The organism is Arthrobacter sp. B10-11 (assembly GCF_033142195.1).
In the GTDB taxonomy this organism is placed as follows: Bacteria; Actinomycetota; Actinomycetes; order Actinomycetales; family Micrococcaceae; genus Arthrobacter; species Arthrobacter oryzae_C.
Genome location: NZ_JAWMTH010000001.1, coordinates 175,072 through 199,427 on the forward strand (window position 1 = coordinate 175,072; position 24,356 = coordinate 199,427).

23 protein-coding genes, 1 tRNA gene and 1 pseudogene are annotated in these 24,356 nt (G+C 63.5%); 7 read left to right on the forward strand and 18 right to left on the reverse strand.

The features are described 5' to 3' along the window. Positions 1–206: 206 nt before the first annotated feature. The 5 genes from RW112_RS00910 to RW112_RS00930 form a co-directional block, all read right to left on the reverse strand. The gene (locus RW112_RS00910) at positions 207–497 is read right to left on the reverse strand and encodes a hypothetical protein (protein ID WP_317780023.1); all 291 of its coding nucleotides are present in this window, start codon (positions 495–497) and stop codon (positions 207–209) included. A gap of 101 nt (positions 498–598) precedes the next feature. After that, positions 599–674 (reverse strand) — tRNA-Val (locus RW112_RS00915). Between the two features lie 109 nt (positions 675–783). After that, positions 784–1,704 carry an NAD-dependent protein deacetylase gene (locus RW112_RS00920; protein ID WP_317780024.1) on the reverse strand — a complete coding sequence of 307 codons (921 nt, stop codon included), beginning with the start codon at positions 1,702–1,704 and terminating at the stop codon, positions 784–786. A gap of 4 nt (positions 1,705–1,708) precedes the next feature. Next, positions 1,709–2,206, reverse strand: coding sequence for a peroxiredoxin (locus tag RW112_RS00925; RefSeq protein ID WP_411709857.1), 498 nt, complete (start codon positions 2,204–2,206; stop codon positions 1,709–1,711). Positions 2,207–2,217: 11 nt separating this feature from the next. Continuing rightward, a complete protein-coding gene (locus RW112_RS00930) occupies positions 2,218–2,637 on the reverse strand; it encodes a DUF3052 domain-containing protein (RefSeq protein WP_028268935.1) in 420 nt (139 codons plus the stop codon). A 395-nt stretch (positions 2,638–3,032) separates the two neighbouring features. Between RW112_RS00930 and aceE the strand changes: the two genes are divergently transcribed. The 6 genes from aceE to fabF all read left to right on the forward strand — a co-directional run bounded on the left by aceE (position 3,033) and on the right by fabF (position 11,059). After that, a complete protein-coding gene (aceE, locus tag RW112_RS00935; protein WP_317780025.1) occupies positions 3,033–5,801 on the forward strand; it encodes a pyruvate dehydrogenase (acetyl-transferring), homodimeric type in 2,769 nt (922 codons plus the stop codon). Between the two features lie 173 nt (positions 5,802–5,974). Continuing rightward, positions 5,975–7,219 (forward strand): PucR family transcriptional regulator, encoded by a 1,245-nt coding sequence (locus tag RW112_RS00940; protein ID WP_305941357.1) that lies wholly within the window; start codon positions 5,975–5,977, stop codon positions 7,217–7,219. Positions 7,220–7,306: 87 nt separating this feature from the next. After that, positions 7,307–8,236: an ACP S-malonyltransferase gene (locus tag RW112_RS00945; protein ID WP_317780026.1), complete on the forward strand. Its 930-nt coding sequence runs from the start codon at positions 7,307–7,309 to the stop codon at positions 8,234–8,236. Beyond that, complete coding sequence (locus RW112_RS00950; RefSeq protein WP_305941359.1) at positions 8,233–9,294, forward strand: beta-ketoacyl-ACP synthase III; 1,062 nt, start codon at positions 8,233–8,235, stop codon at positions 9,292–9,294. The genes RW112_RS00945 and RW112_RS00950 overlap by 4 nt, the downstream gene beginning before the upstream one ends. A gap of 122 nt (positions 9,295–9,416) precedes the next feature. Beyond that, complete coding sequence (locus tag RW112_RS00955; protein ID WP_214840220.1) at positions 9,417–9,662, forward strand: acyl carrier protein; 246 nt, start codon at positions 9,417–9,419, stop codon at positions 9,660–9,662. Between the two features lie 158 nt (positions 9,663–9,820). After that, entirely contained in the window at positions 9,821–11,059 is a 1,239-nt protein-coding gene (fabF, locus tag RW112_RS00960; RefSeq protein WP_317780027.1) for a beta-ketoacyl-ACP synthase II, read from the forward strand. A 99-nt stretch (positions 11,060–11,158) separates the two neighbouring features. Here the strand turns inward: fabF and RW112_RS00965 are convergent, their stop codons facing one another. From RW112_RS00965 to dprA, 3 genes are all read right to left on the reverse strand, one after another. Then, positions 11,159–11,662: a DUF3145 domain-containing protein gene (locus RW112_RS00965; protein ID WP_011692312.1), complete on the reverse strand. Its 504-nt coding sequence runs from the start codon at positions 11,660–11,662 to the stop codon at positions 11,159–11,161. A 304-nt stretch (positions 11,663–11,966) separates the two neighbouring features. Next, positions 11,967–12,893 (reverse strand): tyrosine recombinase XerC, encoded by a 927-nt coding sequence (locus RW112_RS00970; RefSeq protein ID WP_317780028.1) that lies wholly within the window; start codon positions 12,891–12,893, stop codon positions 11,967–11,969. Positions 12,894–13,002: 109 nt separating this feature from the next. Further along, positions 13,003–14,187 carry a DNA-processing protein DprA gene (gene dprA, locus RW112_RS00975; protein ID WP_317780029.1) on the reverse strand — a complete coding sequence of 395 codons (1,185 nt, stop codon included), beginning with the start codon at positions 14,185–14,187 and terminating at the stop codon, positions 13,003–13,005. Between the two features lie 181 nt (positions 14,188–14,368). Here dprA and RW112_RS00980 point away from each other — a divergent pair, with 181 nt between their 5' ends. Next, on the forward strand, positions 14,369–16,174 hold the full coding sequence (locus RW112_RS00980; RefSeq protein WP_317780030.1) for an ATP-dependent nuclease: 1,806 nt from the start codon (positions 14,369–14,371) through the stop codon (positions 16,172–16,174). A 22-nt stretch (positions 16,175–16,196) separates the two neighbouring features. Here RW112_RS00980 and RW112_RS20830 read toward each other — a convergent pair whose 3' ends face one another. The 10 genes and pseudogenes from RW112_RS20830 to RW112_RS01020 form a co-directional block, all read right to left on the reverse strand. Beyond that, positions 16,197–16,490, reverse strand: a complete 294-nt coding sequence (locus RW112_RS20830; protein ID WP_411709842.1) for a helix-turn-helix domain-containing protein — start codon at positions 16,488–16,490, stop codon at positions 16,197–16,199. Between the two features lie 97 nt (positions 16,491–16,587). After that, a complete protein-coding gene (locus RW112_RS00985) occupies positions 16,588–16,725 on the reverse strand; it encodes a hypothetical protein (RefSeq protein ID WP_317780031.1) in 138 nt (45 codons plus the stop codon). 422 nt (positions 16,726–17,147) lie between these two features. Then, on the reverse strand, positions 17,148–17,810 hold the full coding sequence (locus RW112_RS00990; RefSeq protein WP_317780032.1) for an HK97 family phage prohead protease: 663 nt from the start codon (positions 17,808–17,810) through the stop codon (positions 17,148–17,150). A 33-nt stretch (positions 17,811–17,843) separates the two neighbouring features. Continuing rightward, entirely contained in the window at positions 17,844–19,076 is a 1,233-nt protein-coding gene (locus RW112_RS00995) for a phage major capsid protein (RefSeq protein ID WP_317780033.1), read from the reverse strand. A gap of 285 nt (positions 19,077–19,361) precedes the next feature. Continuing rightward, the gene (locus RW112_RS01000) at positions 19,362–19,892 is read right to left on the reverse strand and encodes a hypothetical protein (RefSeq protein ID WP_317780034.1); all 531 of its coding nucleotides are present in this window, start codon (positions 19,890–19,892) and stop codon (positions 19,362–19,364) included. A gap of 439 nt (positions 19,893–20,331) precedes the next feature. Further along, positions 20,332–20,967: a hypothetical protein gene (locus tag RW112_RS01005; RefSeq protein ID WP_317780035.1), complete on the reverse strand. Its 636-nt coding sequence runs from the start codon at positions 20,965–20,967 to the stop codon at positions 20,332–20,334. 180 nt (positions 20,968–21,147) lie between these two features. Next, positions 21,148–21,552, reverse strand: coding sequence for a hypothetical protein (locus RW112_RS01010; RefSeq protein WP_317780036.1), 405 nt, complete (start codon positions 21,550–21,552; stop codon positions 21,148–21,150). 306 nt (positions 21,553–21,858) lie between these two features. Continuing rightward, positions 21,859–22,065, reverse strand: a pseudogene (locus RW112_RS20835) (helix-turn-helix domain-containing protein); the annotation flags it as partial. A 436-nt stretch (positions 22,066–22,501) separates the two neighbouring features. Beyond that, positions 22,502–22,801: a hypothetical protein gene (locus RW112_RS01015; RefSeq protein WP_317780037.1), complete on the reverse strand. Its 300-nt coding sequence runs from the start codon at positions 22,799–22,801 to the stop codon at positions 22,502–22,504. Positions 22,802–22,964: 163 nt separating this feature from the next. Next, complete coding sequence (locus RW112_RS01020; protein WP_317780038.1) at positions 22,965–24,356, reverse strand: recombinase family protein; 1,392 nt, start codon at positions 24,354–24,356, stop codon at positions 22,965–22,967.

Consider the following 24,356-nt stretch of genomic DNA (forward strand, 5'->3'; position numbering starts at 1 on the left):
ACCTTCCCAACGGCATGGTTCCAATGCAGGACCTTTGACCCTTGGAGGACGCGGATCGTCACTCTCCAAAAATGTTTCACATTTCGAAAAATTCACTGTATATTCAATTTCAAGCCTTCCACCGCGGCATCCCCCAATAGCCGCGGTGGAAGGCTTTTCCAATGTCCGGGCGAAGTCCTGTTCCCGGAATCACGCAGCTCCGGGAATCACGCGGCGTCGGCCACTGCCTCCCTCAGTCGCCAGCCTCCACCTAGTCCGTCGCGGATTAATTCCATGGTGGTCAGTGCCGAGTTTTCGTTCGTGCCAAGCCTCGCCTGGACCTGCCACACTTCGATATCCACCCTCCCCAGGCCCTTGGGCATCCTGCGTTCAGCCTCCCACCAGCTGACACGCTCAAACCAGCGGACCGGCTCTGCGCCGATGGTCCATACGCGTCCGCCGCGGAGAACGGATAGCGGCCGCCCGTCCGGGGCCATCCTCATCATGACGTGTTCCATGCCGCAACACTATGGAGGGGGTCGGACAGTTTTGCCCTGGTACCTATGACAAAAAACCCCGCCGCAACCGGCCTGTTCGGCCTGCTGCGACGGGGTTTCGTTGGTGGGTCCTACCGGGATCGAACCGATGACATCCACGGTGTAAACGTGGCGCTCTACCAGCTGAGCTAAAGACCCAAACGGCGATCTCCGCGCCTCAGCGCTTCAACCAACGAACAGCAACTGTACCGGATGGAACCGGCGGAACGCCAATCGGCAGCGCCTGCCTACGGCAGTGAGGCGAAGCTCACAGGTCCGGCAGTTCGGCTGCCAGCCACGTGAGCGATTCGCTGACTCCGGCTTCCAGCTTGATCGTGGCCAGGTCGTCCCCCCGCGTGGCTCCCCTGTTGATGATGACCACCGGCTTCTCCTGCTTGGCGGCATGACGGACGAAGCGAAGGCCGCTCATCACGGTCAGTGAGGATCCGGCAACAACAAGGGCGCCGGCCTCGTCGACCATGGCGTACGAGCGTTCCACCCGGTCCTTGGGAACATTTTCGCCGAAGTACACAAAGTCGGGTTTCAGATTGCCCCCGCAGGCCGGACAGTGCGCCACGACGAAACTGCGGATGAGTGCCGAGTCCTCCACGGTGGCGTCGGCGTCGGGCGCCATCTCCACCATGCCGTCAGCCAGGGCCCGTTCCAGGAACCCGGGGTTCAGTTCCTCCAGGACCCCCGCCAGCAGGGTCCTGCTATACCGGCGCGCACAGGACAGGCAGGCCACCCGGTCGAAGCGGCCATGGAGGTCAACCACATTGACGCTGCCGGCATCTTCGTGGAGCCGGTCCACGTTTTGGGTAATGAGGCCGGTCAACAGGCCGCGCTGCTCCAGCCGGGCAGCTGCCGCATGGCCGTCATTGGGGTCCGCCCGCCGGAGGTGGGACCAGCCGATATGGTTGCGCGCCCAGTACCGCTGCCGGTTCCCGGCGTGGCCGATGAACTCCTGGTAGGTCATAGGCGCCCGCGGAGCAGCGTCGGGCCCCCGATAGTCCGGGATGCCCGAGTCCGTACTGAGGCCTGCCCCGGTAAGGAGTGCAAAACGGTTTCCCGCCAGGGCATCCCGGATCCCCCGGAGGACGCCAAGTTCGTCAGGGGCGGGCGCGGCAGCCCCCACCGGCGGCAGGCTGGCGAAACCAGTCATGCCAAGTCCGGGGTGCCGCTGCCTCATGCCGTCAGTTCCCGCCGAGCTCCGAAAGGGCTGCGCGGTAACCCGCCAGGTCGCGGGCCTGGCCGCGGGGATTCACCACGACATACCGGATGATGCCGTCGGCGTCGATAATGAACGTTCCACGCAGTGCCATGCCGCTGCCGGGATCAAACACGCCGTATTGCGAAGCCACGTCCCCATGCGGCCAGAAGTCGGCCAGCAGGTCAAACCCGTAGCCCTCCTTCTCCGCATATGCACGCAGCGTAAACTTACTGTCCACGGAAAGCGCCAGGACAGTAGCGTTCGCATCCTCGAACAGCGCAAGGTTGTCGCGGATCTCACAGAGTTCGCCGGTACAAATTCCCGAGAAGGCGAACGGATAAAAAACGACGACGACGTTGCGTCCCCGCAGTTCCGAAAGCCTGACAGGTTCACCGTACTGATTAACCAGTTCGAAGTCGGGGGCCGTCTCTCCGACCGCAGGAACACCGGCCGCCGCACCGGCATCCTGCACCGGTTGCAGTTGCTGCAGCGTCACTTGTTCTTCCTGGTGACCAGGCGCGTTGCGCTCCAGTCCTTGGAGACACCTGCTGACGTGGTCAGGTGGAGCCCTGCCGTGGGTGCGGCCTCCTGGATCTCCGCCGGGGACACGTAGCCTTGCCTGCCTGACTTCGGAGTGAGCACCCAGACAACACCGTTCTCACTCAGGGTGGTCAGCGAATCCATCAGGGTGTCAACAAGGTCTCCGTCACCGTCCCGCCACCAGAAGATGACGGCGTCCACCACGTCATGGTCGTCCTCATCAAGGAGCTCGGAACCGGTCAGGTCCTCAATATCATCACGTAAGTCGAAATCGACGTCGTCGTCGTAACCGAACTCCTGAATCAGATCCCCGTTTTTGAAACCCAATTTTTCCGCCACATTTACCGAAGTGGCGGCGTCGGCCTCGCTCACGTGTTCCTCCAATGCTTAGTCATTTGCATAAATCTAGTGATTTCCATTACTACAAGCCAACACCCTTTGTGCCTGCTCTTCAAGCTGTTGGCCCGCGATCCCACTTATTCTGCGTCACACCCGGGCCTGGCGCCGGTCCGGCGGGGCCGGGATCCGTCACACAACCAGTATGACGTCAAATACGACAGGGACGTCAGGCAGCGGCTACGCATCGGCTAGCTCTCACAGCTAGAGTGGCTGGTGACGACTATGCCAGCGGGGCGATCGCCCTGGAGTTTTGAGGCCATAGACGTGATAGGACCCTGCCCGGCGCACATGACCGGGCTGTTGTAACCGATACGTCGCACACGTCGCGTTCATGCCAGGCAGTTACCCTGCCGGACCTGAGGGCGCCGATGCATGCGCGCAAAGAGAGGTTGGACGTGGCTGCAGGAGAAGATACCTCCCATATCCTCAGCGGGTTGACTAACCAGCTGCCTGATCGTGATCCGGAAGAGACCGCCGAATGGATTGAGTCCCTGGATACGCTGATCAGGGAACAGGGCACCGAGCGTGCCCAGTACATCATGCGCAGTCTCCTGCAGCGTGCCGGCGCCCAGAGCGTCGGGGTACCGATGGTCACCACCACGGACTATGTGAACACCATCCCGGCGGACCAGGAAGCCGAGTTCCCGGGCAACGAGGAATACGAACGCCGCTACCGGGCCTACATGCGCTGGAACGCCGCGGTGATGGTGCACCGGTCCCAGCGGCCGAACATCGGCGTGGGCGGGCACATCTCCACCTACGCCGGGGCCGCGACCCTGTACGAGGTCGGCTTCAACCACTTCTTCCGCGGCAAGGACCACCCCGGCGGCGGGGACCAGGTCTTCTTCCAGGGCCACGCCTCCCCCGGCATGTACGCCCGCGCGTTCATGGAAGGCCGGCTGACCGAGGAGGACCTGGACGGGTTCCGGCAGGAAAAGTCCAAGGCCGGGCACGCCCTGTCCTCCTACCCGCACCCGCGGCTGATGCCGGAGTTCTGGGAATTCCCCACCGTGTCCATGGGCATCGGGCCGATGAACGCGATCTACCAGGCGCAGTCCAACCGGTACCTGCACAACCGCGGCCTGAAAGACACCTCGGACCAGCAGGTCTGGGCGTTCCTGGGCGACGGGGAAATGGACGAGCCCGAGTCCCGCGGCCTGCTCCAGCTCGCCGCGAACGAGAACCTGGACAACCTGAACTTCGTGATCAACTGCAACCTCCAGCGCCTGGACGGGCCGGTGCGCGGCAACGGCAAGATCATGCAGGAACTCGAAGCGTTCTTCCGCGGCGCGGGCTGGAACGTCATCAAGGTCGTCTGGGGCCGGGAATGGGACGCGCTGCTCTCCCAGGACTCCGACGGGTCGCTGGTGAAAATCATGAACGAGACCCCGGACGGGGACTACCAGACCTACAAGGCCGAATCCGGCGGGTTCGTCCGCGAACACTTCTTCGGCAAGACCCCGCAGACCAAGGACATGGTCGCGGACCTGACCGATGACCAGATCTGGAACCTCAAGCGCGGCGGCCACGACTACCGCAAGGTCTACGCCGCGTACAAGGCAGCGACCGAATTCAAAGGCAAGCCCACCGTGATCCTGGCCAAAACGGTCAAGGGCTACGGACTCGGCCCGCACTTCGAAGGCCGCAACGCCACCCACCAGATGAAGAAACTCACCCTCGACGACCTCAAGTCGTTCAGGGACCACCTGCGCATCCCGATCACGGATGAGCAGCTCGAGGGTGATCCCTACCAGCCGCCGTACTTCCACCCCGGCAACGATGCACCGGAAATCGCCTACATGATGGAACGCCGGGCCGCCCTGGGCGGTTCCGTTCCGGAACGCCGCAGCAAGCATGACTCGATCACCCTGCCGGACGCGAAGTCCTACGAGGTGGCCAAGCGCGGTTCGGGCAAGCAGCAGGCAGCCACCACCATGGCGTTCGTCCGCCTGCTTAAGGACCTCATGCGGGACAAAGAGTTCGGCAAGCACATCGCGCCGATCATCCCCGATGAGGCCCGCACGTTCGGCATGGACGCGTTCTTCCCGACCGCCAAGATCTACAACCCGAAGGGGCAGAACTACCTGTCCGTGGACCGGGACCTGGTCCTGGCCTACAAGGAATCCGCCCAGGGCCAGCTGATCCACCCCGGCATCAACGAAGCCGGCGCCGTCGCAGCCTTCACCGCCGCCGGTACCGCCTACGCCACCCACGGCGTCCCGCTGATCCCGGTCTACGTGTTCTACTCCATGTTCGGCTTCCAGCGCACCGGCGACGCCTTCTGGGCAGCAGCGGACCAAATGACCCGCGGCTTCATCATCGGCGCCACCGCAGGACGGACCACCCTCACCGGCGAAGGCCTCCAGCACGCCGACGGACACTCCCCCATCCTCGCCGCCACCAACCCGGCAGTGGTCACCTACGACCCCGCCTACGGCTACGAAATGGGCCACATCGTCCGCGACGGCATCGAGCGCATGTACGGACCGGACTCAGCCGACCGTAACCTGATGTACTACATCACCGTCTACAACGAACCCATCACCCAGCCGGCAGAGCCGGAGGAGCTGGATGTTGAAGGCGTACTCAAGGGCATCTACCTGCTTGCACCGGCCAAGATCGACGGCCCCCGCACGCAGATCCTGGCCTCGGGCGTCTCCGTCCCCTGGGCCCTCGAAGCCCAGCGGATCCTGGCCGAGGACTGGGGCGTCTCCGCGGACGTCTGGTCCGTCACGTCCTGGAACGAACTGCGCCGCGACGCCATGGCAGCGGAAGAGGACGCGTTCCTCAACCCCGGCCAGCCGGCACGCGTACCGTTCGTCACGGCTCAGCTCGAAGGTGCCACCGGCCCCATCGTGGCAGTCTCGGACTACATGAAGGCCGTCCCGGACCAGATCCGCCAGTTCCTCCCGAACGAGTTCGCCTCGCTCGGCGCCGACGGCTTCGGCTTCTCCGACACCCGCGCCGCCGCACGCCGCTTCTTCAAGAACGACACCCACTCCATCGTGGTCCGTTCCCTGGAGATGCTCGCGCGCCGCAGCGAAGTGGATGCCCAGGCTCCGGTCCAGGCAATCGAGAAGTACCGCCTGCACAACGTCAACGCAGGTTCCACCGGCAACGCCGGAGGCGAATCTTAAAGCACCACCCCTGACCCGGGATACGACGACGGCGGCCCTCACCACAGGTGGGGGCCGCCGTCGTCGTATCCGGACCGCGCCGCAAGGACTTGGCCGGTCTGTGACGCAGCGCAAACCGCGTTGTAGCCTTTGCACAAATGGAGCTTGGACTTCGCGCACCGTATGCTCGATGCATGGCAGAGCCCACCCCCACTCCCGCAAAGCGCAAGCCCGCCTCGCGCGCCCTGACGCCCGAAAAAGCCCAGACGCTGAAGAAACTCCGGGCAAGTGTTGGCCAGCTGTCCACCACCACCATGCGAGAGCTGGAAAAATCGCTGCCTTGGTACGGCCGGCTCAGTTCCGATGAGCGGTCAGCCCTCGGGATGGTGGCGCAGAACGGCATCGCCGCATTCGTAACCTGGTACGAGCGGCCCAGCTCGCCGTCGTGGATCCTTACTGACGTGTTCGGGACCGCACCCACCGAACTGACCCGCTCCATCAGCCTGCAGAAGGCCCTCCAGCTCATCAGGATCGTGGTGGAAGTGGTGGAGGACCAGGTTCCCGTGATCGCTCCGGAGGCGGACCAGCCCGCCCTCCGCGAAGCCGTGCTCCGCTACTCCCGCGAGGTGGCCTTTGCTGCCGCCGATGTCTACGCCCGCGCAGCCGAATCGAGGGGCTCCTGGGACACCAGGCTGGAAGCCCTGATTGTGGACGCGATCCTGCGGGGTGAGAATACGGATGCCTTGCGGTCCCGCATCGCGGCCCTCGGATGGAAGGCGCAGGAGCGTTTTACCGTCATGGTGGGCAATTCGCCGTCGGAACCCAGCGCCAGCTACGTGAGCGAGCTCCGCCGCACGGCCGGCCGGTTTGCCGAAGACGCGCTGGTGGGGATCCAGGGCGACCGCCTCATCCTGATCCTCGGCGGCGTCCAGGACCGGGAGAGCGCGTACCTGAAGCTCAGCGAGCTTTTCGCCCCCGGGCCCGTGGTTTACGGACCGGAAGCGGGTTCCCTCCTCGAGGCGAGCGGTTCGGCGCAGTCCGCCTTCGCGGGGCTGACGGCGGCGCGCGCCTGGCCCTCCGCGCCGCGCCCGGTGGCTGCTGACGACCTGCTGCCTGAGCGGGTCATTTCGGGGGACGACGCCGCACGGCGGTCCCTCATCAAGAACATCTACCGGCCACTGATTGCCGCGTCCAACGGGCTGGTGGAGACGCTGGGTACCTACCTCGAGCTGGGACACTCGCTGGAAGCGACGGCCCGCGAGCTCTTCGTGCACGCCAACACCGTCCGTTACCGGCTCAAGCGCGTTTGTGACGTCACGGGCTGGGATCCGCTCCTTCCCCGGGAGGCGTTTGTGCTTCAGGCGGCACTCGTGGTGGGACGGCTTTCCGTTCCGCCGAAGGCCCCCACGGAGCGCCAGCCGTCCCGGAACGGCAACTGAACCGTTGTAGACTTCCTACAAACTGACCCAGTGAGCTTGGTGCATGAATACACCGAGAATCACGCAGTAATTTGGAAAGCTGGATACGTGCTTGCAATCGTCTGCCCTGGACAGGGCTCCCAGACCCCTGGTTTTCTGGCCCCTTGGCTGGAACTGCCTTCCGTCGCCGGCCATTTGGCCTCCCTCAGTGAAATAGCAGGCATCGACCTCACGGCGCACGGCACCACCTCGGATGAGGAAACCATCAAGGATACGGCGGTGGCACAGCCGCTGATCGTGGCGGCCGGACTGGTGGCCGCAAAGTCGCTGTTCGACGTCGAACTGAGCACCCTTCCGGTGGTCCTGGCAGGTCACTCCGTCGGCGAGATCACGGCCTCGGCGCTTGCCGGCGTCCTGACCGAGACCGAAGCCATGACGTTCGTCCGGGAGCGCGCCAACAGCATGGCTGCGGCCGCTGCCGTCACCCCCACAGGCATGAGCGCCGTGGTTGGCGGAGATCCGGCCGAGGTCCTCGCGGCCATTGAGGCCGCCGGCGCCACGCCCGCCAACGTCAACGGTGCCGGCCAGACCGTCGCCGCGGGCACGTTCGACCAGCTCAAGGCCCTTGCGGAGAATCCCCCTGCCAAGGCGCGCGTGATCCCGCTGAAGGTGGCCGGAGCCTTCCACACCTCGCACATGTCCCCGGCCGTCGCGGCGCTGGAAGCTCTAAAGCCCAGCCTGCACCCCCGGAACCCGCAGGTGCCGCTGCTGTCCAACTTTGACGGCAAGGAAGTGACCGACGGCGGCGCAGCAGTCGGCAGCCTCATCGCCCAGGTCTCCCGTCCGGTCCGCTGGGACCTGTGCATGGAGACGCTGGTCCAGCGCGGCGTCACGGGCGTCATTGAACTCGCACCGGCCGGAACCCTGGCCGGACTCGCCAAGCGGGGCATGCCCGGCGTCAAGACGGTTGCCGTCAAGACCCCGGACGACCTCAGCGCTGCCTTGGCCCTATTCGCAGAACTGGAGGGACAGGCATGAGCGCTCCCGTACTCAAGCAGGCACCGCTGCGGGAACACACCCGCATCCTTGGACTCGGCGCCTACCGGCCCGACGTCATCGTCACCAACGAAGATGTGTGCCAGTGGATCGATTCGTCTGACGAATGGATCCGGCAGCGCACCGGCATCGTGACCCGCCACCGGGCCCCTGCGGACATCAGCGTCATCGACATGGCCGAGGGTGCCGCCCGCGAAGCCCTGGCCAAGGCAGGCATCGAAGCCAGCCAGCTGGGCGCGGTGATCGTCTCCACTGTCACCCACCCTTACGCGACGCCCTCCGCTGCCGCGAGCCTGGCTGACCGCCTTGGCGCGACGCCTGCCCCGGCATTCGACATCTCAGCTGCGTGCGCGGGATATTGCTACGGCATCGCCCAGGGTGACGCCCTCGTCCGCTCCGGAGCTGCCGACTACGTGCTGGTGGTCGGTGCCGAGAAACTGTCGGACGTCATCGACAACACCGAGCGCACCATCTCATTCCTGCTGGGCGACGGCGCCGGCGCCGTCGTGATCGGACCCTCGGACACCCCGGGCATCGGCCCGTCGGTCTGGGGCTCGGACGGCAGCAAGTGGGACGCCATCGGCATGACCCATTCCCTGCTCGATGTCCGCGAGCTGGCCCTGGCCGCCAACAAGGGCGGTTCGCTGAGCACCGCGGAGGCCGACGTCACCGACGCAGCCATCTGGCCAACCCTGCGCCAGGACGGCCAGACTGTCTTCCGCTGGGCCGTCTGGGAAATGGCCAAGGTGGCGCAGCAGGCCCTCGACGCCGCCGGCATCGCGCCGGAGGACCTCGTAGCCTTCATCCCGCACCAGGCCAACATGCGGATCATCGACGAGATGGTCAAGAAGCTCAAGCTTCCCGAGACCGTCAAGGTGGCCAGGGACATCGCCGAAGCGGGAAACACGTCCGCAGCTTCCATTCCGCTTGCGACCCACCGCCTGCTGCAGGAAAACCCCGAACTCAGCGGCGGACTCGCCCTGCAAATCGGTTTCGGCGCCGGCCTGGTGTTTGGCGCCCAGGTGATTGTGCTCCCGTAGCCGGACCCTTTACCCACAACTGAATACGTACTGAACAGCACGGATTCGCGAACCAAGCCGTAACCGCGGCTTGAATCATTTCCGGCAGCACCTGCCGGCAACAACAAGAAAAGGAGCCATCAATGGCTAGCAACGAAGAGATCCTGGCCGGCTTGGCTGAAATCGTCAACGAAGAGACCGGCCTCGCCACCGAAGCCGTCGAGCTGGACAAGTCCTTCACCGAGGACCTGGACATCGACTCCATCTCCATGATGACCATCGTGGTCAACGCTGAGGAAAAGTTCGGCGTGCGCATCCCGGACGAAGAGGTCAAGAACCTCAAGACCGTCGGTGACGCTGTCAGCTTCATCTCAAACGCACAGGCCTAGTCCTGGCTCCTGCCGGCAACGGCCGAACCCGGTAGCCGGTCCGGGGCGCTGACAAAGCGTCCCGGACCGTGCACCGCTGAATGACCCCACGTTTTCCCCACGCATTCCCGGCCAGGCATCCCCCGGACACGGCATGCGCACCGATAGAGAGTGATCCCATGGCACGCAAAGTAGTCATTACCGGTCTGGGTGCCACCACGCCCATTGGCGGCGATGTCCCCACGATGTGGAATAACGCGCTGAAGGGCGTCTCCGGCGCACGCACGCTCGAGGACGACTGGGTAGCCAAGTATGAACTGCCCGTTCACTTCGCAGCCCGCGCCTCCACCCCCGCGCTGGAAGTCCTGAGCCGCGTCGAAGCGAAGCGGATGGACCCGTCCACGCAGTTCGGCGTCGTGGCCGCCCGCGAAGCCTGGGCCGACTCCGGCATTACCGAAGTGGACCACGACCGCCTTGCGGTGGCCTTCGCCACGGGCATCGGCGGCGTCTGGACCCTGCTGGACGCTTGGGACACCCTGCGCGAAAAAGGACCGCGCCGCGTCCTGCCCATGACCGTGCCCATGCTGATGCCCAATGGCGTGGCAGCAGCGGTGAGCCTGGACCTGGGTGCCCGTGCAGGCGCCCACACCCCGGTGTCCGCCTGCGCATCCGGCACCGAGGCCCTCCACCTCGGCCTGGACCTCATTCGCTCCGGCAAGGCTGACGTCGTGGTCTGCGGTGGAGCCGAAGCTGCGATCCACCCGATGCCCATTGCCGCGTTCGCCTCGATGCAGGCCCTTTCCCGCCGCAACGACGATCCCGAGCACGCATCCCGACCGTACGATACGGGTCGCGACGGTTTCGTCATGGGTGAAGGCGCCGGCGCCTTGGTCATCGAGGCCGAGGAACACGCACTTGCCCGTGGCGCCCGGATCTACGGCGAACTCGCCGGAACTTCCGTGACTGCCGACGCCTACCACATCACCGCCCCGGACCCCCAGGGCCTGGGTGCCACCCGCGCCCTGAAAGCGGCGATGTTCGACGGCCGCATCCAGGCTGAGGAAGTGGTCCATGTCAACGCGCACGCGACGTCCACTCCCGTCGGCGACAAGCCTGAGTACACCGCGCTTCGCGCCGCCCTGGGATCGCACGTCGATAATGTGGCGGTTTCCGCGACAAAGTCCCAGATGGGCCACCTGCTGGGTGCCTCAGGTGCCGTTGAAGCAGTCCTGACCGTCCTGGCCGTCTACGAGCGCAAGGCACCGGTGACCATCAACCTGGAAAACCAGGATCCGGAGATCCCGCTCGACGTCGTCACCAAGACAGCCCGCGACCTGCCGTCAGGCAACATCGTGGCGCTGAGCAACTCCTTCGGCTTCGGCGGCCACAACGCCGTGATTGCGGTCCGCAGCATCTAGCGTCCGCGGTTGACCCAGCTGCATGAGGCCCCTGCCATCCGGCGGGGGCCTCATGCGTTATGGAGGTTTTTGCGATGCGGCCCGGGATGGCCCGCGGCGTCAGCCCACCTGGTGCAGCCAGCGCACGGGTGCGCCCTCGGCAGCGTGCCGGAACGGCTCCAGCTCTTCGTCCCAGGCCTCGCCGAGCGCAAGGGAGAGCTCGTGGTAAACGGCGGACGGGTCGCCGGCACCGGACTCGTAGGCGTAGCGGATCCGGTCTTCGGAAACCATGATGTTTCCGTGCACGTCGGTGACGGCGTGGAAAATTCCGAGCTCAGGGGTGTGGGACCATCGGCCGCCATCCACGCCCTGGCTGGGCTCCTCAGTGACTTCATAGCGCAGGTGCGCCCAGCCCCTCAAGGCGGACGCCAGCAGGGCGCCGGTACCCGGGCTGCCGGTCCAGGACAATTCCGAACGGAACATTCCGGGCGCAGCAGGCTGAGCAGTCCACTCAAGGTCCGTTCGCTTGTCCACGACAGACCCGATGGCCCACTCAACGTGGGGGCACAGGGCGGTCGGGGCCGAGTGAACGAACAAGACACCGCGGGTCATTGCAACAGACATTCCATCCTCCATAGCTGTAGGTACGTCTTCCCCAACGACCTCTGCCTGAATGTGTGCCTGCCGCGCCGGGTCCGCATGCTGCCGGTGGTCCCTGCAAGGCTATGAAATTAGTGCCGGCACCGCCTGAAACTGCTTCAGGGCGAGCTTCAAGTCAGACTTGAAACTTGCCGGGCATGACTCTTATTGTGCCGTACCCCGCCTAATTACGCCAGTGCAATTCGGCGCGCCGGAAGTGAACAGAAAACTTGCGTGGCCGCCCGGGCGTTTACCGGCCGCGGCTGGCAGCGGGCCCCCGGAGACTCTGTCAGGCGCGCGGATGCGCCTGCTGGTAGCTTCTCCTCAGGCGGTCAACCGAGACGTGGGTGTAGATCTGGGTGGTAGCCAGGCTGCTGTGGCCGAGGATTTCCTGCACGGCCCTGAGGTCGGCTCCGCCGTCCAGCAAATGGGTGGCGGCGGAGTGCCGGAGTGCGTGCGGACCGGTGGCAGCTGTATCCCCCAGCGCGTCGAGCAGGTCCTTCACCACCGCACGGACCTGCCGCTGGTCCACCCGCCGGCCCCGCGCCCCCAGGAAGAGTGCCGGACCACTTCCGTCGACTGCCAGCAGGGGCCTTCCGCGGCGCAGCCAGTCGTCGACGGCGACCTCGGCGGGAAGCCCGTACGGCACCGTCCGCTCTTTGTTGCCCTTGCCGACAACCCTGAGCGTCCGGCGGTCGGGATCGAGGTCGTCCACGTCCATGCCCGCCAGCTCCCCGACCCTGACCCCTGTGGCGTAGAGCAACTCCACCATGGCCCGGTTTCGAAGGGCCAGCGGGCCGCCGTCTTCCGCGGCCGCCTTCAGCCCGTCCAGGACGCGAACAACCTGTTGCTGGTGCAGGACGCCCGGCAGGGATTTCTCCCGTTTCGGTGCCTTCAGGCGCAGCGCCGGATCGGCCTCGAGAAGTTCTTCCCGCACGGCCCAGGCGGTGAAGGACCGGGCCGTGGCTGCACGCCGGGCCAACGTGGAGCGGGACATACCCGCCTCGCTCTGGACGCCGAGCCAGCGCCGCAGCGTGGAGAGTTCAATCCCGTCAAGTCCGGTGGCACCGTCTGCTGCCGCAGCCGACAATAGGCTGTGGATGTCCGACATGTAGGCGCGCACGGTGTGGGGTGACCGGGCGCGTTCGCCTTCGAGGTAACGGCCGAAGCCTTGGGCTGCGCCGGCGAGGGCCGGCGGGAGGTCTGGGGTATCCACGGTCCAACTTTCCCACCATTCAGCCTCCAATCAAGGAACCACGCAGTCAGGCCATCCAGTTCACGGAGAACGCACGCAGAACTGCCCGCAGGCCCACCGGCGGCAGCACTCAGCACGCTTTGCGGGACCTTTTCCAGCCGCCGCGTTCGGATTCGGCAAGCCCCAACAGCCCCAGCCGGCCCAGTCCCGCCCTGACCGAATCTGCGCTCAGTCCCGCAACAGCCGTCAGCTTTTCGACTGAGCTCGTTGACCGCAACGGCAGCGCGTCGAGAAGGATGAGGTCTTCCAAGGTGAGGCCGTCGTGGTCAGCGCGTTTCCCAGCGGTGACGTCGGCCAACGATTCGCCGCTGGGTGAGGCGAGTTCGGCGATTTCACCGGCGTCCGTCACTAAGATGGCACCCCCTTCGCGGATCAGCCTGTGGCAACCGGCCGAATTGGCGCTGTGTACGGAGCCGGGGACGGCTCCGACGGCCCGGCCCAGGGTCTCAGCGTGGTGTGCCGTGTTCAGCGCCCCGGAGCGCCAGCGTGCCTCCACCACGACGGTGACTGACGACAGGGCGGCGATGAGTCGGTTCCGCTGAAGGAACCGGTACCGTGTGGGGGCGGAACCGGGCGGGACTTCGGCCAGGACCGCACCCTGGTTCGCGACCGTCCTGAGGAGGTCTTCGTTCCCGGACGGATAAAAGCGGTCCACTCCCCCGGCCATGACGGCGACCGTGGGCATGGTCTCTCCGGCGCCCGCCAGCGCGGCCCGGTGGGCATGCGCATCGATCCCGTAGGCCCCGCCCGAAACGATAGTGAAGCCCCGTTGGGCCAGGGAATAGGCGAGATCGCCGGTGACGGCTGCGCCGTAGCTTGTGCTGTCGCGGGACCCGACAAGCGCAATGGACTTCGCCGCTGCGGGGAGGGGCTGCTCCACACCGCGCCACCAAAGGCAAAGGGGTTCATGAAGGTCCAGGTCAGCCAGCTGCCCGGGCCATAGTTCGTCGGACGGGATGATCATGCGGCCGCCCATCCGGTGCATGGTGGCCAGGTCCCGTTCCGGAGCCAGGTCCGGGATGCGCGGAGCCCAACGCTTGAGTGAGGCGTTCATCCCGGGCCAGCTGCCGGTCCCGTTCTCCGCCAACAGTGCCGTGATGTCCTGTTCAAGCTGCGGACCGGACGCCAGCTGACCGGTGGCGATTCGGACTGCATCCACGGCGCCGGCTGCTCTCACGAGCGCCAGGCCCACAGCGTCCTGCGGCTCCATCAGGCGCGACAGGGCGGCCCGCGCTAAGCGTTCATTGTCAGTCATCGCTTTCCTTTCAGGCCGCAGCCGAGGCAGCTTGCCGGAGTCCCAGCGCCTGCCCGATATCGTTGAGGTCCGGAGTGTCCCGGGAAGCCAGGTCCGCCAGCGTCCACGCGAGCGGGTGGATAGATAAGTAGCGTTAGTCCTCGCGCGTCTTACCCGCCGTGACCCACTAGGCTTCTGGATTATGGACACGCAAAAAGATGAGAAGCCTTGGCTCGCCGGATTGGACGACACTTACTCTCAGGGCAATGCCGCAGACTTTGACTTCCACCTGTCCGAACTGAGGCTAAGGTCTGGCTCAGTCGTTCCGATTAACCCCGTTGGCGTCACGGTAATCGTGGGGGGCAACAACGTAGGCAAATCTACGATCCTTCGCGAAATCCACCTTGCATTGGCCAGCCATCCAGAGCATGCAGCCGATCGAGCCAGCAGACACGTTCTAGAATCAGCAGGCTTCCAATGGGCGGGCAGCCCTGCTGACTTCCTCGAATGGGTCGCAGCCAACAACCGCTGGGACGGCCATTCAGGCCATAGTTCGAGTGGTCGGCCAGGCTTCACCCCTAGGTCAGGAGGGATAACAGTCTCGGTCGAGGACTTATTGGCGGCCAGAACAAGTGGGCACGACTCGCTAGGATATGTATCGCTTTTTCTAGAGCAATACGCGCAAGCCATGGATCGCTTCCATTACTTACAACCCATTACTCGACTCGGCAACATCGGTGACACGCCGGTGAGTCCGATTCAACATCTAGAGCGGACTCCAGGCCTACTCCAAAATTTTCAGGCCGCTGCCAAGGCCTTGTTCGGCATCGACGTTTCTCTCGACAGACTCAGCGGAAACCTCTTCTTCAGAGTAGGTAAGCCGACCGATCCCGCCCCGCCAGTGGACGACATCGCCGGCCCATATTTGGAGCAAATGCTAGCGCTTCCGTCATTACACGAGCAGGGAGAGGGCATTCAGAGCGCCCTCGGACTTCTTTTACCGGTTCTCACGGCAAAGTACGAAGTTACCATCGTGGATGAACCGGAGGCTTTCTTACATCCTCCCCAAGCACGCAAACTCGGTTCCACGCTTGCGCGGATGGCAGCAGAACGTGGTGTTCAGCTGATAGTCGCTACGCATGACCGTCACTTCCTCACCGGAATCCTGGACGCCGAGGAAGCGGACATTTCAGTTGTCCGCCTGACCAGGACAGACAATAAGACGGTTGGGAAGCACCTTGATTCCGCCAAGCTTAGGGAAGCTTGGGGCACTGCGTCCCTCCGACACTCAAATCTCCTTGACGGCCTGTTCCATAAGCTCGTAGTCATCGCCGAGAATGAACGAGATTGCCGATTCTACGCGGCGGCCCTGGAGTGGATGGATTCGCAAGGCGAACTCCCACTAACGCCGCATGACGTGTTGTTCCTGCCGTCTGCTGGAAAGGGCAATATCCCCGCTATCGCTGAGGTCCTTATCGCATCCGGTGTACCTGTCGTGGCTTCGCCGGACCTTGACGTTCTAAACAACGAACAGACCATGCAACGGCTCTACTCGACATTTGGCGGAGATTGGGATGGGCTCAGGTCCATATACCTCGCCGCCACCGCCCAGTTCAAGAACTCCAAAAAACCACGCAAAAACCGGCAGGTACTGAAACTTGTGAAAATGGTTCTCGAAGAGGCGCCGGATGATGTGTTCACTACCAAAACCAAGACCGACCTGGACGACGCGCTCCGTGTCGAAAATGAGTGGTCGACCCTAAAGGCATACGGCATGAACGCCTTCAGCGCGGAAGTCACTAAGGCAGAGACGGTGATGGGGGAACTTGAGAAAGTTGGCGTTGTTCCCGTGCGGGTAGGGGAATTGGAGTGCTTTGCCAAGGAGATCAATCTCCGAAAGGGTAATGCCTGGTTGGAGGAGGCGCTTCGGACTGGGGTTCATAAACGGACTGCTGTTACTGACCACTTGCACCGAATCCTTGCGTCTGGGGGCTTTCCGCTGACGTGATGATCGAATTTGTGTTACCGCTTCACTCGGATATTCGTGCCTCCGCCCGCTGCAACAAGACGTGCGGGCTGACTGCCAGAGCCTCAGCAACCCTAAAGAAGGTCGGCATCGGCATGCTGCGGTGTCCTCTCATGTACCGACTCAAAGTAGCGCGCTCCACGCCGATAGCCTCCGCGAGGTCTGCCTGATCCATATCGCGCTCGGTGAGTTCCACCCGGATCTGTCTCGAAAGTGACGCTCCAAGCCTGTCGGCGTAAGTTTCCATAAGACCAAACGTATTGCACAGGCGCTTAGTCACATGTGTGTCGGCGTTCATCTCACTCGTTCGCTAAGAGGACAGAAACGGGGAGCCCGCAGATGCGGCGGGCTCCCCGTACTCCATCGGCGGATGGAGAGTTTGTTCCTGTTGGGGACTAGACGCCGAGGTTGGTGTGTCGCTTGCTGACCGCCACGGAGAGTGCCTCCTTAGTGGTCTCCTCTTCCAGCTTCTTCACCCGTTCCTCCAGTGCCTGAACCTTTGCGGCCAGCGCTTCAACCGAAACTTCGCTCATTTTCCGAACTTCCTCTCAAAAGTGGGTCAGATCAACGACTTGATCCTATTGCGACGATGGTCTATTCGCTGCCGCGCGTTGTAACGTTCGCGGCTGGCCGGCGGAGTTTCCAGCCGCGTACAGGCTCGGTCCTCCCGCGCCCCCTATAGCGTCCAAAGGTGCTTGTAGCTGGGATGGGGGTCGGGTGTCTTAGGCCGTCGCCTAAGAGCTGAGGGTCCCCGGCAGGGGAAGAGAAACTGACTCCAAGTGAGGACACGACAAAGCCCCCCGGACTTTCCGCGTCCGGAGGGCCCTGTCGTTTGGGAACCTGGGCCAAGCGCTGGAGGTCGTAAAGCGTCCGTAAAAACGCTGGCCGTCCATCGCCCGAAAGGATTGAAGCAGAAAGGTAGAGCGTTAACGCCTGCCCGGTTTTCCCAAAGCTTTTAGTCAGCCCACAGCGCCAACTTCCGACGCAGCAGCTCCAGGTCCTGCCGGACCTCCGGAGACTTCGCCGGTGCCGGAGGATGATGGAACAACCGCCGCAAATCACCCGCAGCAGCAGCAGCCCGCACCTCCGCCAGATCCATGCCCAAATGTCCGGCAAGGGACCGCAGCGGAGACATTTCCGTGGACGTGTCCCTGTAGGCAGGAGAGACAACAGGGGCGACGTCCACCAGCTGCACCGCCGTCAGAGTCCGCAGCGGGTAGCCGTCGTCCGTCTCCGTCCACGCATCAGACACGGTCCGGAACGCAAAGCTGGAGTAGCGGAGATCCCCGCGCTCAGCCAGCACCTTCACGTCACGCCCCGCCTGGGTATCTGGCAGATCCACGTCATAGCGCAGCCCCCGGCGATCCACGGACAGGCGCAGCGTGCCGCCCTCAGTGGTCCCCAACAGGAAGTCGTCATTGTGGTTTAGGCGGGCCACGACGGGACCGCCGTCCTTCAGCGTCTTGGTAAACGCCTTGGAGTCCACAACTTCCACAAAGCCGCCAAGATTCTCGCTGCGCTTCCCAAACACAGACGCGTAGCCCGTCAGCGTGCCGATGCCGGAACCGCCGGAACGCAGTTCAACGCGTCCCGGCTCATTCCTCAGTTCAAGTTCCATACCAAGCCCCTTTCCAGCAGCCCGAGAGAAAACCTACGTGGCAGCACCCACCGCGAATTTCACGGCCCCTGTCTGGTCGGCCAGAATTCCGTCGCCCCGGATGATGCAACGGAACGCGGCCTGATCGGAGTCGAACTTGAAATCGTCGCTCCGCTCGAACCGCACGTTATTGACAAGACGCACCATGTACGTGGACAGGTCCCCGAAGATCACAGACTTGGCGTTCAGCCCGGTCGCCGGAACGTTGGGGTCCGTATAGACCGGCTTCCCGAAAATCGTGTCCGGCTGCCCGGCAATGATCGACGGCTCCCACAGGTAACGTCCCGTGGTGTCCTTCAGCTTCCGCAGACCGGCGACGGTCGTGTCCTTCACGAGCCATCCCGCTTCCGGAGAGTTCCGGTACGGTGCGATCACTGAGTAGTAGAGATCCGAAAGGGTGTCGAAGCTCGGTGCGCCCACAGTGCCCGTCGGCGAAGTCGCGCCGCTCGTGGCGCTCGTGAGGATGCCAGTCGGCTGAGTGCCGCCGCCAGTGCCCGTGACAAGATGCGCGCCCAGGGCATTTCCAACCGCGCGGCCGGCCATGCGGGCAAGGTAGCCCTCCATATCCACGCCCGAGTCAGTCAAAAGCTCATTGCTCACGATGATCAAATCCGCGTACTTGTACGCGCCCAGGGTCCGCTTAGCGAACGTCGGATCAGACTGACCGATGGTTCCGGCTTCCGCCACCAGCGCGGCGGTGCCGTGCGCCGTAGTCACCGGAATATCCATGTTCGCGCCCGAGTCAGTGTTGAACACTGTAGCTCCGGCCCGCACGAGAGTCGCCGTCTCGATCAAGTGCTCGTACAGCTTGCTCAGCATCGACGTCGGCACAGCGTTGCCGCCCGCGCTTGCGGTGCCCTTGGACAGTGCACGGTACTCGGTCAGCAGACGCGTTTCCGCGCGCGTGGCCGTCAGCTCGAAACTGCGCCGCTCCCCGTTCGCAATTTGCCGGAACGCAGCCGTAACTTCACCGCCGTCGTCGGCGCCAGGACCGCGGAGTCCAATACCCCGGAGCGCGTCCTCAGCCTGTTGCGCGTCCGCCTGGAACTGCACCAGCTGATCAGAGCGCTGCCGGAGGCTTTCCATCTCTTCGCCGATCTGATTGAACTGCCGTTCCTCCTCGGCGGACAGGCTGCGGTTCTCCCGCTCCGCCCGCTCGATCAGTGCTTTGCCCTGCTCGTGGAGCCGGTTCCGGCTCTCCACCAGCATCCGTGCCATGTTGTTCATGATTATCAATCTCGCTTCTCCGGGACAGACTTCCGCCCGGGTAGGAATTTTTCGTTGGATGCTCAGGAACTCCGCACGCCGCGCTTCAACTGCGCTGTGCCGGGTGTTGTCAGACGGCCCGGGGGGTCATTCCTGGTGCTACATCATGGACGGCCTGCGGGGATGGTTTCCAACCGGTCTTGCCGCTGCGGTCCAAGCTCTGGGCCGGTCCGGAGGGGTGAGGTTCAAGCCTCGGCCCCTGCGGACCCGCTATCAACTAATTTTACTCCTGTGCAACGCAAGTTGCTAAAGCCCGGGATCGTCGTCCAGTGGTGTCTCCTCCTCCCGCTGCGCCGCCGCCTGGGCCAGCTCCCCCGCGCACTTCGCACAGCCGCACTCCGCCCGGCTCATCCCGTACTCGTGGCCCGGCTCCTCCGGACGCAGACGCCCATACTCAGCCCGCGCCACCAGAGCCCGATCACACGCTCCACAAGCGCCCGGAGTCAGTCGCGGATAGTCCGGCTGGCAGAGGATGCTCGCGCCGTGCGTAGACTCCATCCACAGGTCAAGGACGTCCGTTTCAGACAGCTCCGGGCCCCGCACCGGAGGCGGCGGCGCCACCGCCGCCGCCTTCAGCTGGTTCATGGCATCCTTCAGCATCGAATTGCCCGCCGCCAGCGAATAGCGCTTCCCGTCAGGAGCCAGCGCCTGATCCACCGCACGCGCCCCCGACAGCGCAACAATCGTCAACCGATCCTGCTCGGCAGAACCGACAAGCCGCATTTCCTTGATCGCCTTCGCCGTGGACTTCTCCACCGGCCCCGCATCAGCAGACACCCTGGGACGCTTCGCCGTAGCCTTCGCCGGAGCTTTCGAGCGCACACGCGACAAACCAGACCCATCCGGGACAGACCCGGGCTTCCCGGACGATTCAGCGGGAAACCCGGACTCATTCACACTCATTTTTGACACCTCGCAGTCAGTGGTTGAATAACGCGCTTTTTTCCAAAACCGGGCCCGCAAATTGTGAAAAACGATGCGGGTCGACCAAGACCCCCATTTTTGTTAAAAAGTGGGGTTTTGTGGGGTTTTGTGTTTGTGCTGCTGTGTGCGCTTCGCGTGTCATATGTTGTCCTCGTCGTTACGGTCTGCGGGTTTCGGCGCGGTCGTGAGTGTTTGCCACAACAGGATCAGCCCGTTGCTCCACTGCTTCATGTAGTACTGGATGCGGCAGCGGTGCACCTTGATGCGGGACGGCCGCAGATGATTGAACATTTCAGCCCTCGTTGTCCTCGTCGTCCTTGTTTGCCAGCTCGATGATCCATGCTGCTTGCTTCGGACAGAGGAAGTCGTCGCTTCCTGTTGCGAGTTGCAGACGGCGACAGACAGCGCAGCCGCCAGCGTCACAGTGTGCACCGGTCTCGTCGCATACACACCCCACCACCCATGAGAGCGCCATGGTGTCCCGTGCCATGTCCAGCAGTGCGGGGGTTCCCTGTTGCGGGAGTGGTGTGTCCGCTGGTCCCGGCATCGTGGTGTGGATGCCTGCGCCCAGGTGGAGCATTTCGTTCAGGACTTCCTCCTGCCTCGGTCCGGAGGTCAGGACGTCAATGATGGCGACGGCTATTGTCACGTAGCCCTTCAGCGTGTCCTTGTCGTCCGGCATGTGGAGGTCGAAGGTGAGGCCGTCGTCGTAGTGGCCGCTCCGCACCATTTCAACAATTGCCTTGATGACGTCACTTGTTTGCATTGTTCTGCCGCCCTTTCCGTTGCGGTCGCAGTTTTCTTCGTCGTCCGGTTCTTCCGGCTCGGTGTCGTCCTCGTCCTCGTCAGCGTCAACCCAGTAGGAGCGAGCGGTGCATACGTAGCCGGCGTGCTGCGCCGGGCTGAGATCATCCCGGCTAAGCTCCATCGCCCTCATCCTGTTCCGGGTCGTCCAGACCTCTCGGCGGTTCGAGCAGTTCCGCGAGTCTCTGTTCGGCGGTGAGCGCCCGTTGCATCCAGCGCCGGACCTCAACATGTTCCGCGAGCGCCTTCGCCCTATACGTCTCAATTGCCCTTTCGAGATCCGCGCGGCTCTGATGCATCACGCTCACCACCACGGCTCTGTGCGTGTCCGGTGCCGGTCCATCTCCGACTGATGAATGAGCACCCGATCACCAGGGCCGCCGTAGTACCAGACCAGCGAGCCCAGGAAATTCTTGGGAAGCATGATGTAGCGCGGATCTTTGCCCTTCGACGCCGACGCGTAACGCTTCACGGCCTCACGAATGTCCCCCGCCTCGTACGTCTCGCGTGCGGACCCGTAAACGTCCAGTGTCTCGGCCCAGTTCATCGAATGACCGCTCGGCGGGTAGCCCCTCAGAATCTCCCTAAGCTCTTCCGTCAAAGCTCCTTTTGAATCGTCTGTGCCGCTTGGGGGGACCTCCAAGGCAGCCTTGACGACAGACTCGGCCGAGTGTGTCTTGGGTTCATGGGCTAGAGCTTTGCCCACCACGACGGAAGGTTCTTTCTCTACGGAAGGTTTTTGGAGAGGCTTTTTGTAGAAACTTGGTGGTAAGGCTTGTTGGAGTGCAGTCTGAGTTGCACTCGGTCCGCTAGAAGTTGCACTCGGTCCGCTAGAAGTTGCACTCGGTCCGCTAGAAGTTGCACTCGGCGCCCCGGAAGTTGCACTCGGTCCGTTCGGCCGTTGGAGTGCAGTCTGAGTTGCACTCGGTCCGTTCGGCAGGGCAAGCGCGTAAACGTCTGCCCATGTGCGGTTCGGGTTGTTATTGGCCTCGCTGGTCCGGATGATCCATCCGGCGTCCCGGAGGACAGCCATGTGAGTCTTTACCGTCCGCTCGGACTTGCTCAGCCGCATGGCAAGCTTCTTATGCCCTGGGTGCGCGTGCCGTCCGTACTGGTCCGTGTGGTCCCATAGCGCCAGCGCTACCAGCTTGGTCGTGTCATGTAGACGTGATGTCACGACGGCCTCGTGCCAACGGAACTTGAAGTCATCGTTAGCATCCATAGTCGGACTCCATGAACCAACTACGGAACGGCTCCCCGGATGGGTTCGGATGAACCTTGATGAAGCCAAGCTCGGATAGTTCGTCCTGGACTTCCTTGAACCGGGCTGGCGTGATCCCTACGGCGCGCGCCATAGCTCGCCGGTCGTGGCGGTTCGGTTCAGTTATGTGCATGACAATCTCCGGGCGAGTTTCCGACTCCCGGTTAGCATCGGTGCCCTCGCTCACCTTTCGGCCTGCCCTTCCGCCTGGCGACGGGACATCCTTACGACCTTGCTCACCGGCGCTTCGCCGCCTTCCGAGGATCGTAGCGACGTCCGTAGTTCCCGCGCGGAGCATCCCGCAGAGCGTCAGCTAGCTGCCGTTCCGCCTCCGGCGGCAAAGCCCTAGGATCATGTGGCCGCTCTGGCTCGTCACGCTCAGCCCGCCGAGGAGTAGTCACGCGGCCTCACCCGGCTCCTGCTTCCGAGCGCCCCGCATGCCGGGCTTCATGACCTTGGCGGAGTCCAATACGCCTCGTATGCGGGCGATCTGCTCCTCAGTCAGAGGCGGCCACGCGTTGACGATCTCCGTCAGCCGCTTCTTCGCCGTCTCCGTCCGGAATTCTTGCTTTGCCTCCACGAGGTCCGGGTCGAATTTACCCCGCGACTGTGAGAGTAGCCCTACCCTCCCCCGCAAAGACGAGAGTAGTGGGTCGTAATTGTAGGCGCGGCGTTCAACTGCTTTCTTCGTTGCCAATTCCGTTTCCTTCCATATGCTTTATCGCATACTGAATACGGTACGGATTTTCATAGACAGAAATGGACCTCAGGGTTTCCCGGGCTTCCAAAGGCAACGAATGATAAACGTATTACTGACGAATTAGATAAACGTTCAAGCGGTGACAAATACGTGTCAAGAATTAGCGGGGAATAAGCTCCACAGTCGCCGGATCAAAGACCCGGACGCCACGGCCCGGCCCATGCACAACGACAGTCATAAGAGTGCCGATCACAGCCTGCCGCTGAGAAACGCTGAGAGAATCCCAGGCCTTCCGCGTGTCGTCAGACTGCACCATAGGGCCAAGGACATTCACCCTCCCGGCGTCGGTCAGTTGCTTGTTCACGTCATCGAGCTTTTGCCGGAGCCGCGTCGTCGCAGCCCGGAGTTGATCATTCGTGAGGATGCCGTCAGCCCATTCGACGGCCAGCCCGTCGAGGCGCGCCCGGAGACCGGCAGCTTCCGCTTGCAGAGCCTTAGCGTCTGCCTTGGTGTCGTCGTGGAGGAGCTGATAAGCGTCCGGACGGGACAGGATGCCGATCACGGCCTCAGACACATACTCGTCAACGGGATCTGCTTTGCGGGAGAAGTGTCCGGTCGATCCGGAGCAACGATAGTTTCCGACACCACGCCTAGTCGCGCCTCCGGCGTGCACGGTGGCACCACAGATCCCGCATACTGCGAGTCCTGAGAGGAGACGCTTGCCTGTGGGCCTTCCGCTCTGACGGGTGGGATTCTCCAGCACGGCCTTCACGGCGAGCCAGCGCTCCTCGTCCACGATGGCGGGCCATTCGGCGTCCCCCATGATTTCGTCCCGGTAGGCACGCTTGCCTGCGTTCCGTGGATTGAGCAGTACGTGGCGCACCGAGTCAGCCCGCCACGGCGAAGGTTCGCCTTTGTGCCCTTCCTTGTAGCGCGTCTGTCCCGTGGCGTACCCCTGGGCGTTCCACGTCCGGGCGATCTCCCGCAGTGATGCGCCGTAAAGGATCGACTCGTAAGCCGCCTTGAGCGCGTCAGCCTCATCGATCCGGAGGGTCTTACCGTCCTTGTCGTAGCCGAACGGACGACGACCGCCGACACGTTTGCCCTGCTGTGCTGCCTGCAACTGCTGACGCTTCTGACGGTCGGACTTCATCTCGATTTCGAGCCGGGCGACGTTGCCCAGGGAGTCAGCGACGAAACGACCGGCGGCCGTCGAGAAGTCCAGTTCAGTGCCGTTCACGAGCGACAGTTGAGCATTCTTCCGCTGGCACAACTCGTAGAGACGTACCTCGTCACGGCGATTCCGCTGGAGACGCGTCAAGTCCCATGCAATGACGACCTGAGCCTCATCGTTGGCAAGGGCTTTGAGCATTGCCTCGAAGCCCGGGCGGAGCCTCTTACCGCTGGCGGAGATGTCGTTGTCCGTAAGGACTTCCACGACTTCCCAGCCACGTTCGGCGGCGCGTTTCACACAGTCCTCGCGCTGACGGGTCACGCCGGCCTCTTCGCCTTTGCGGTCCGAGCTGATCCTCACATAAACGATGGCTTTCAT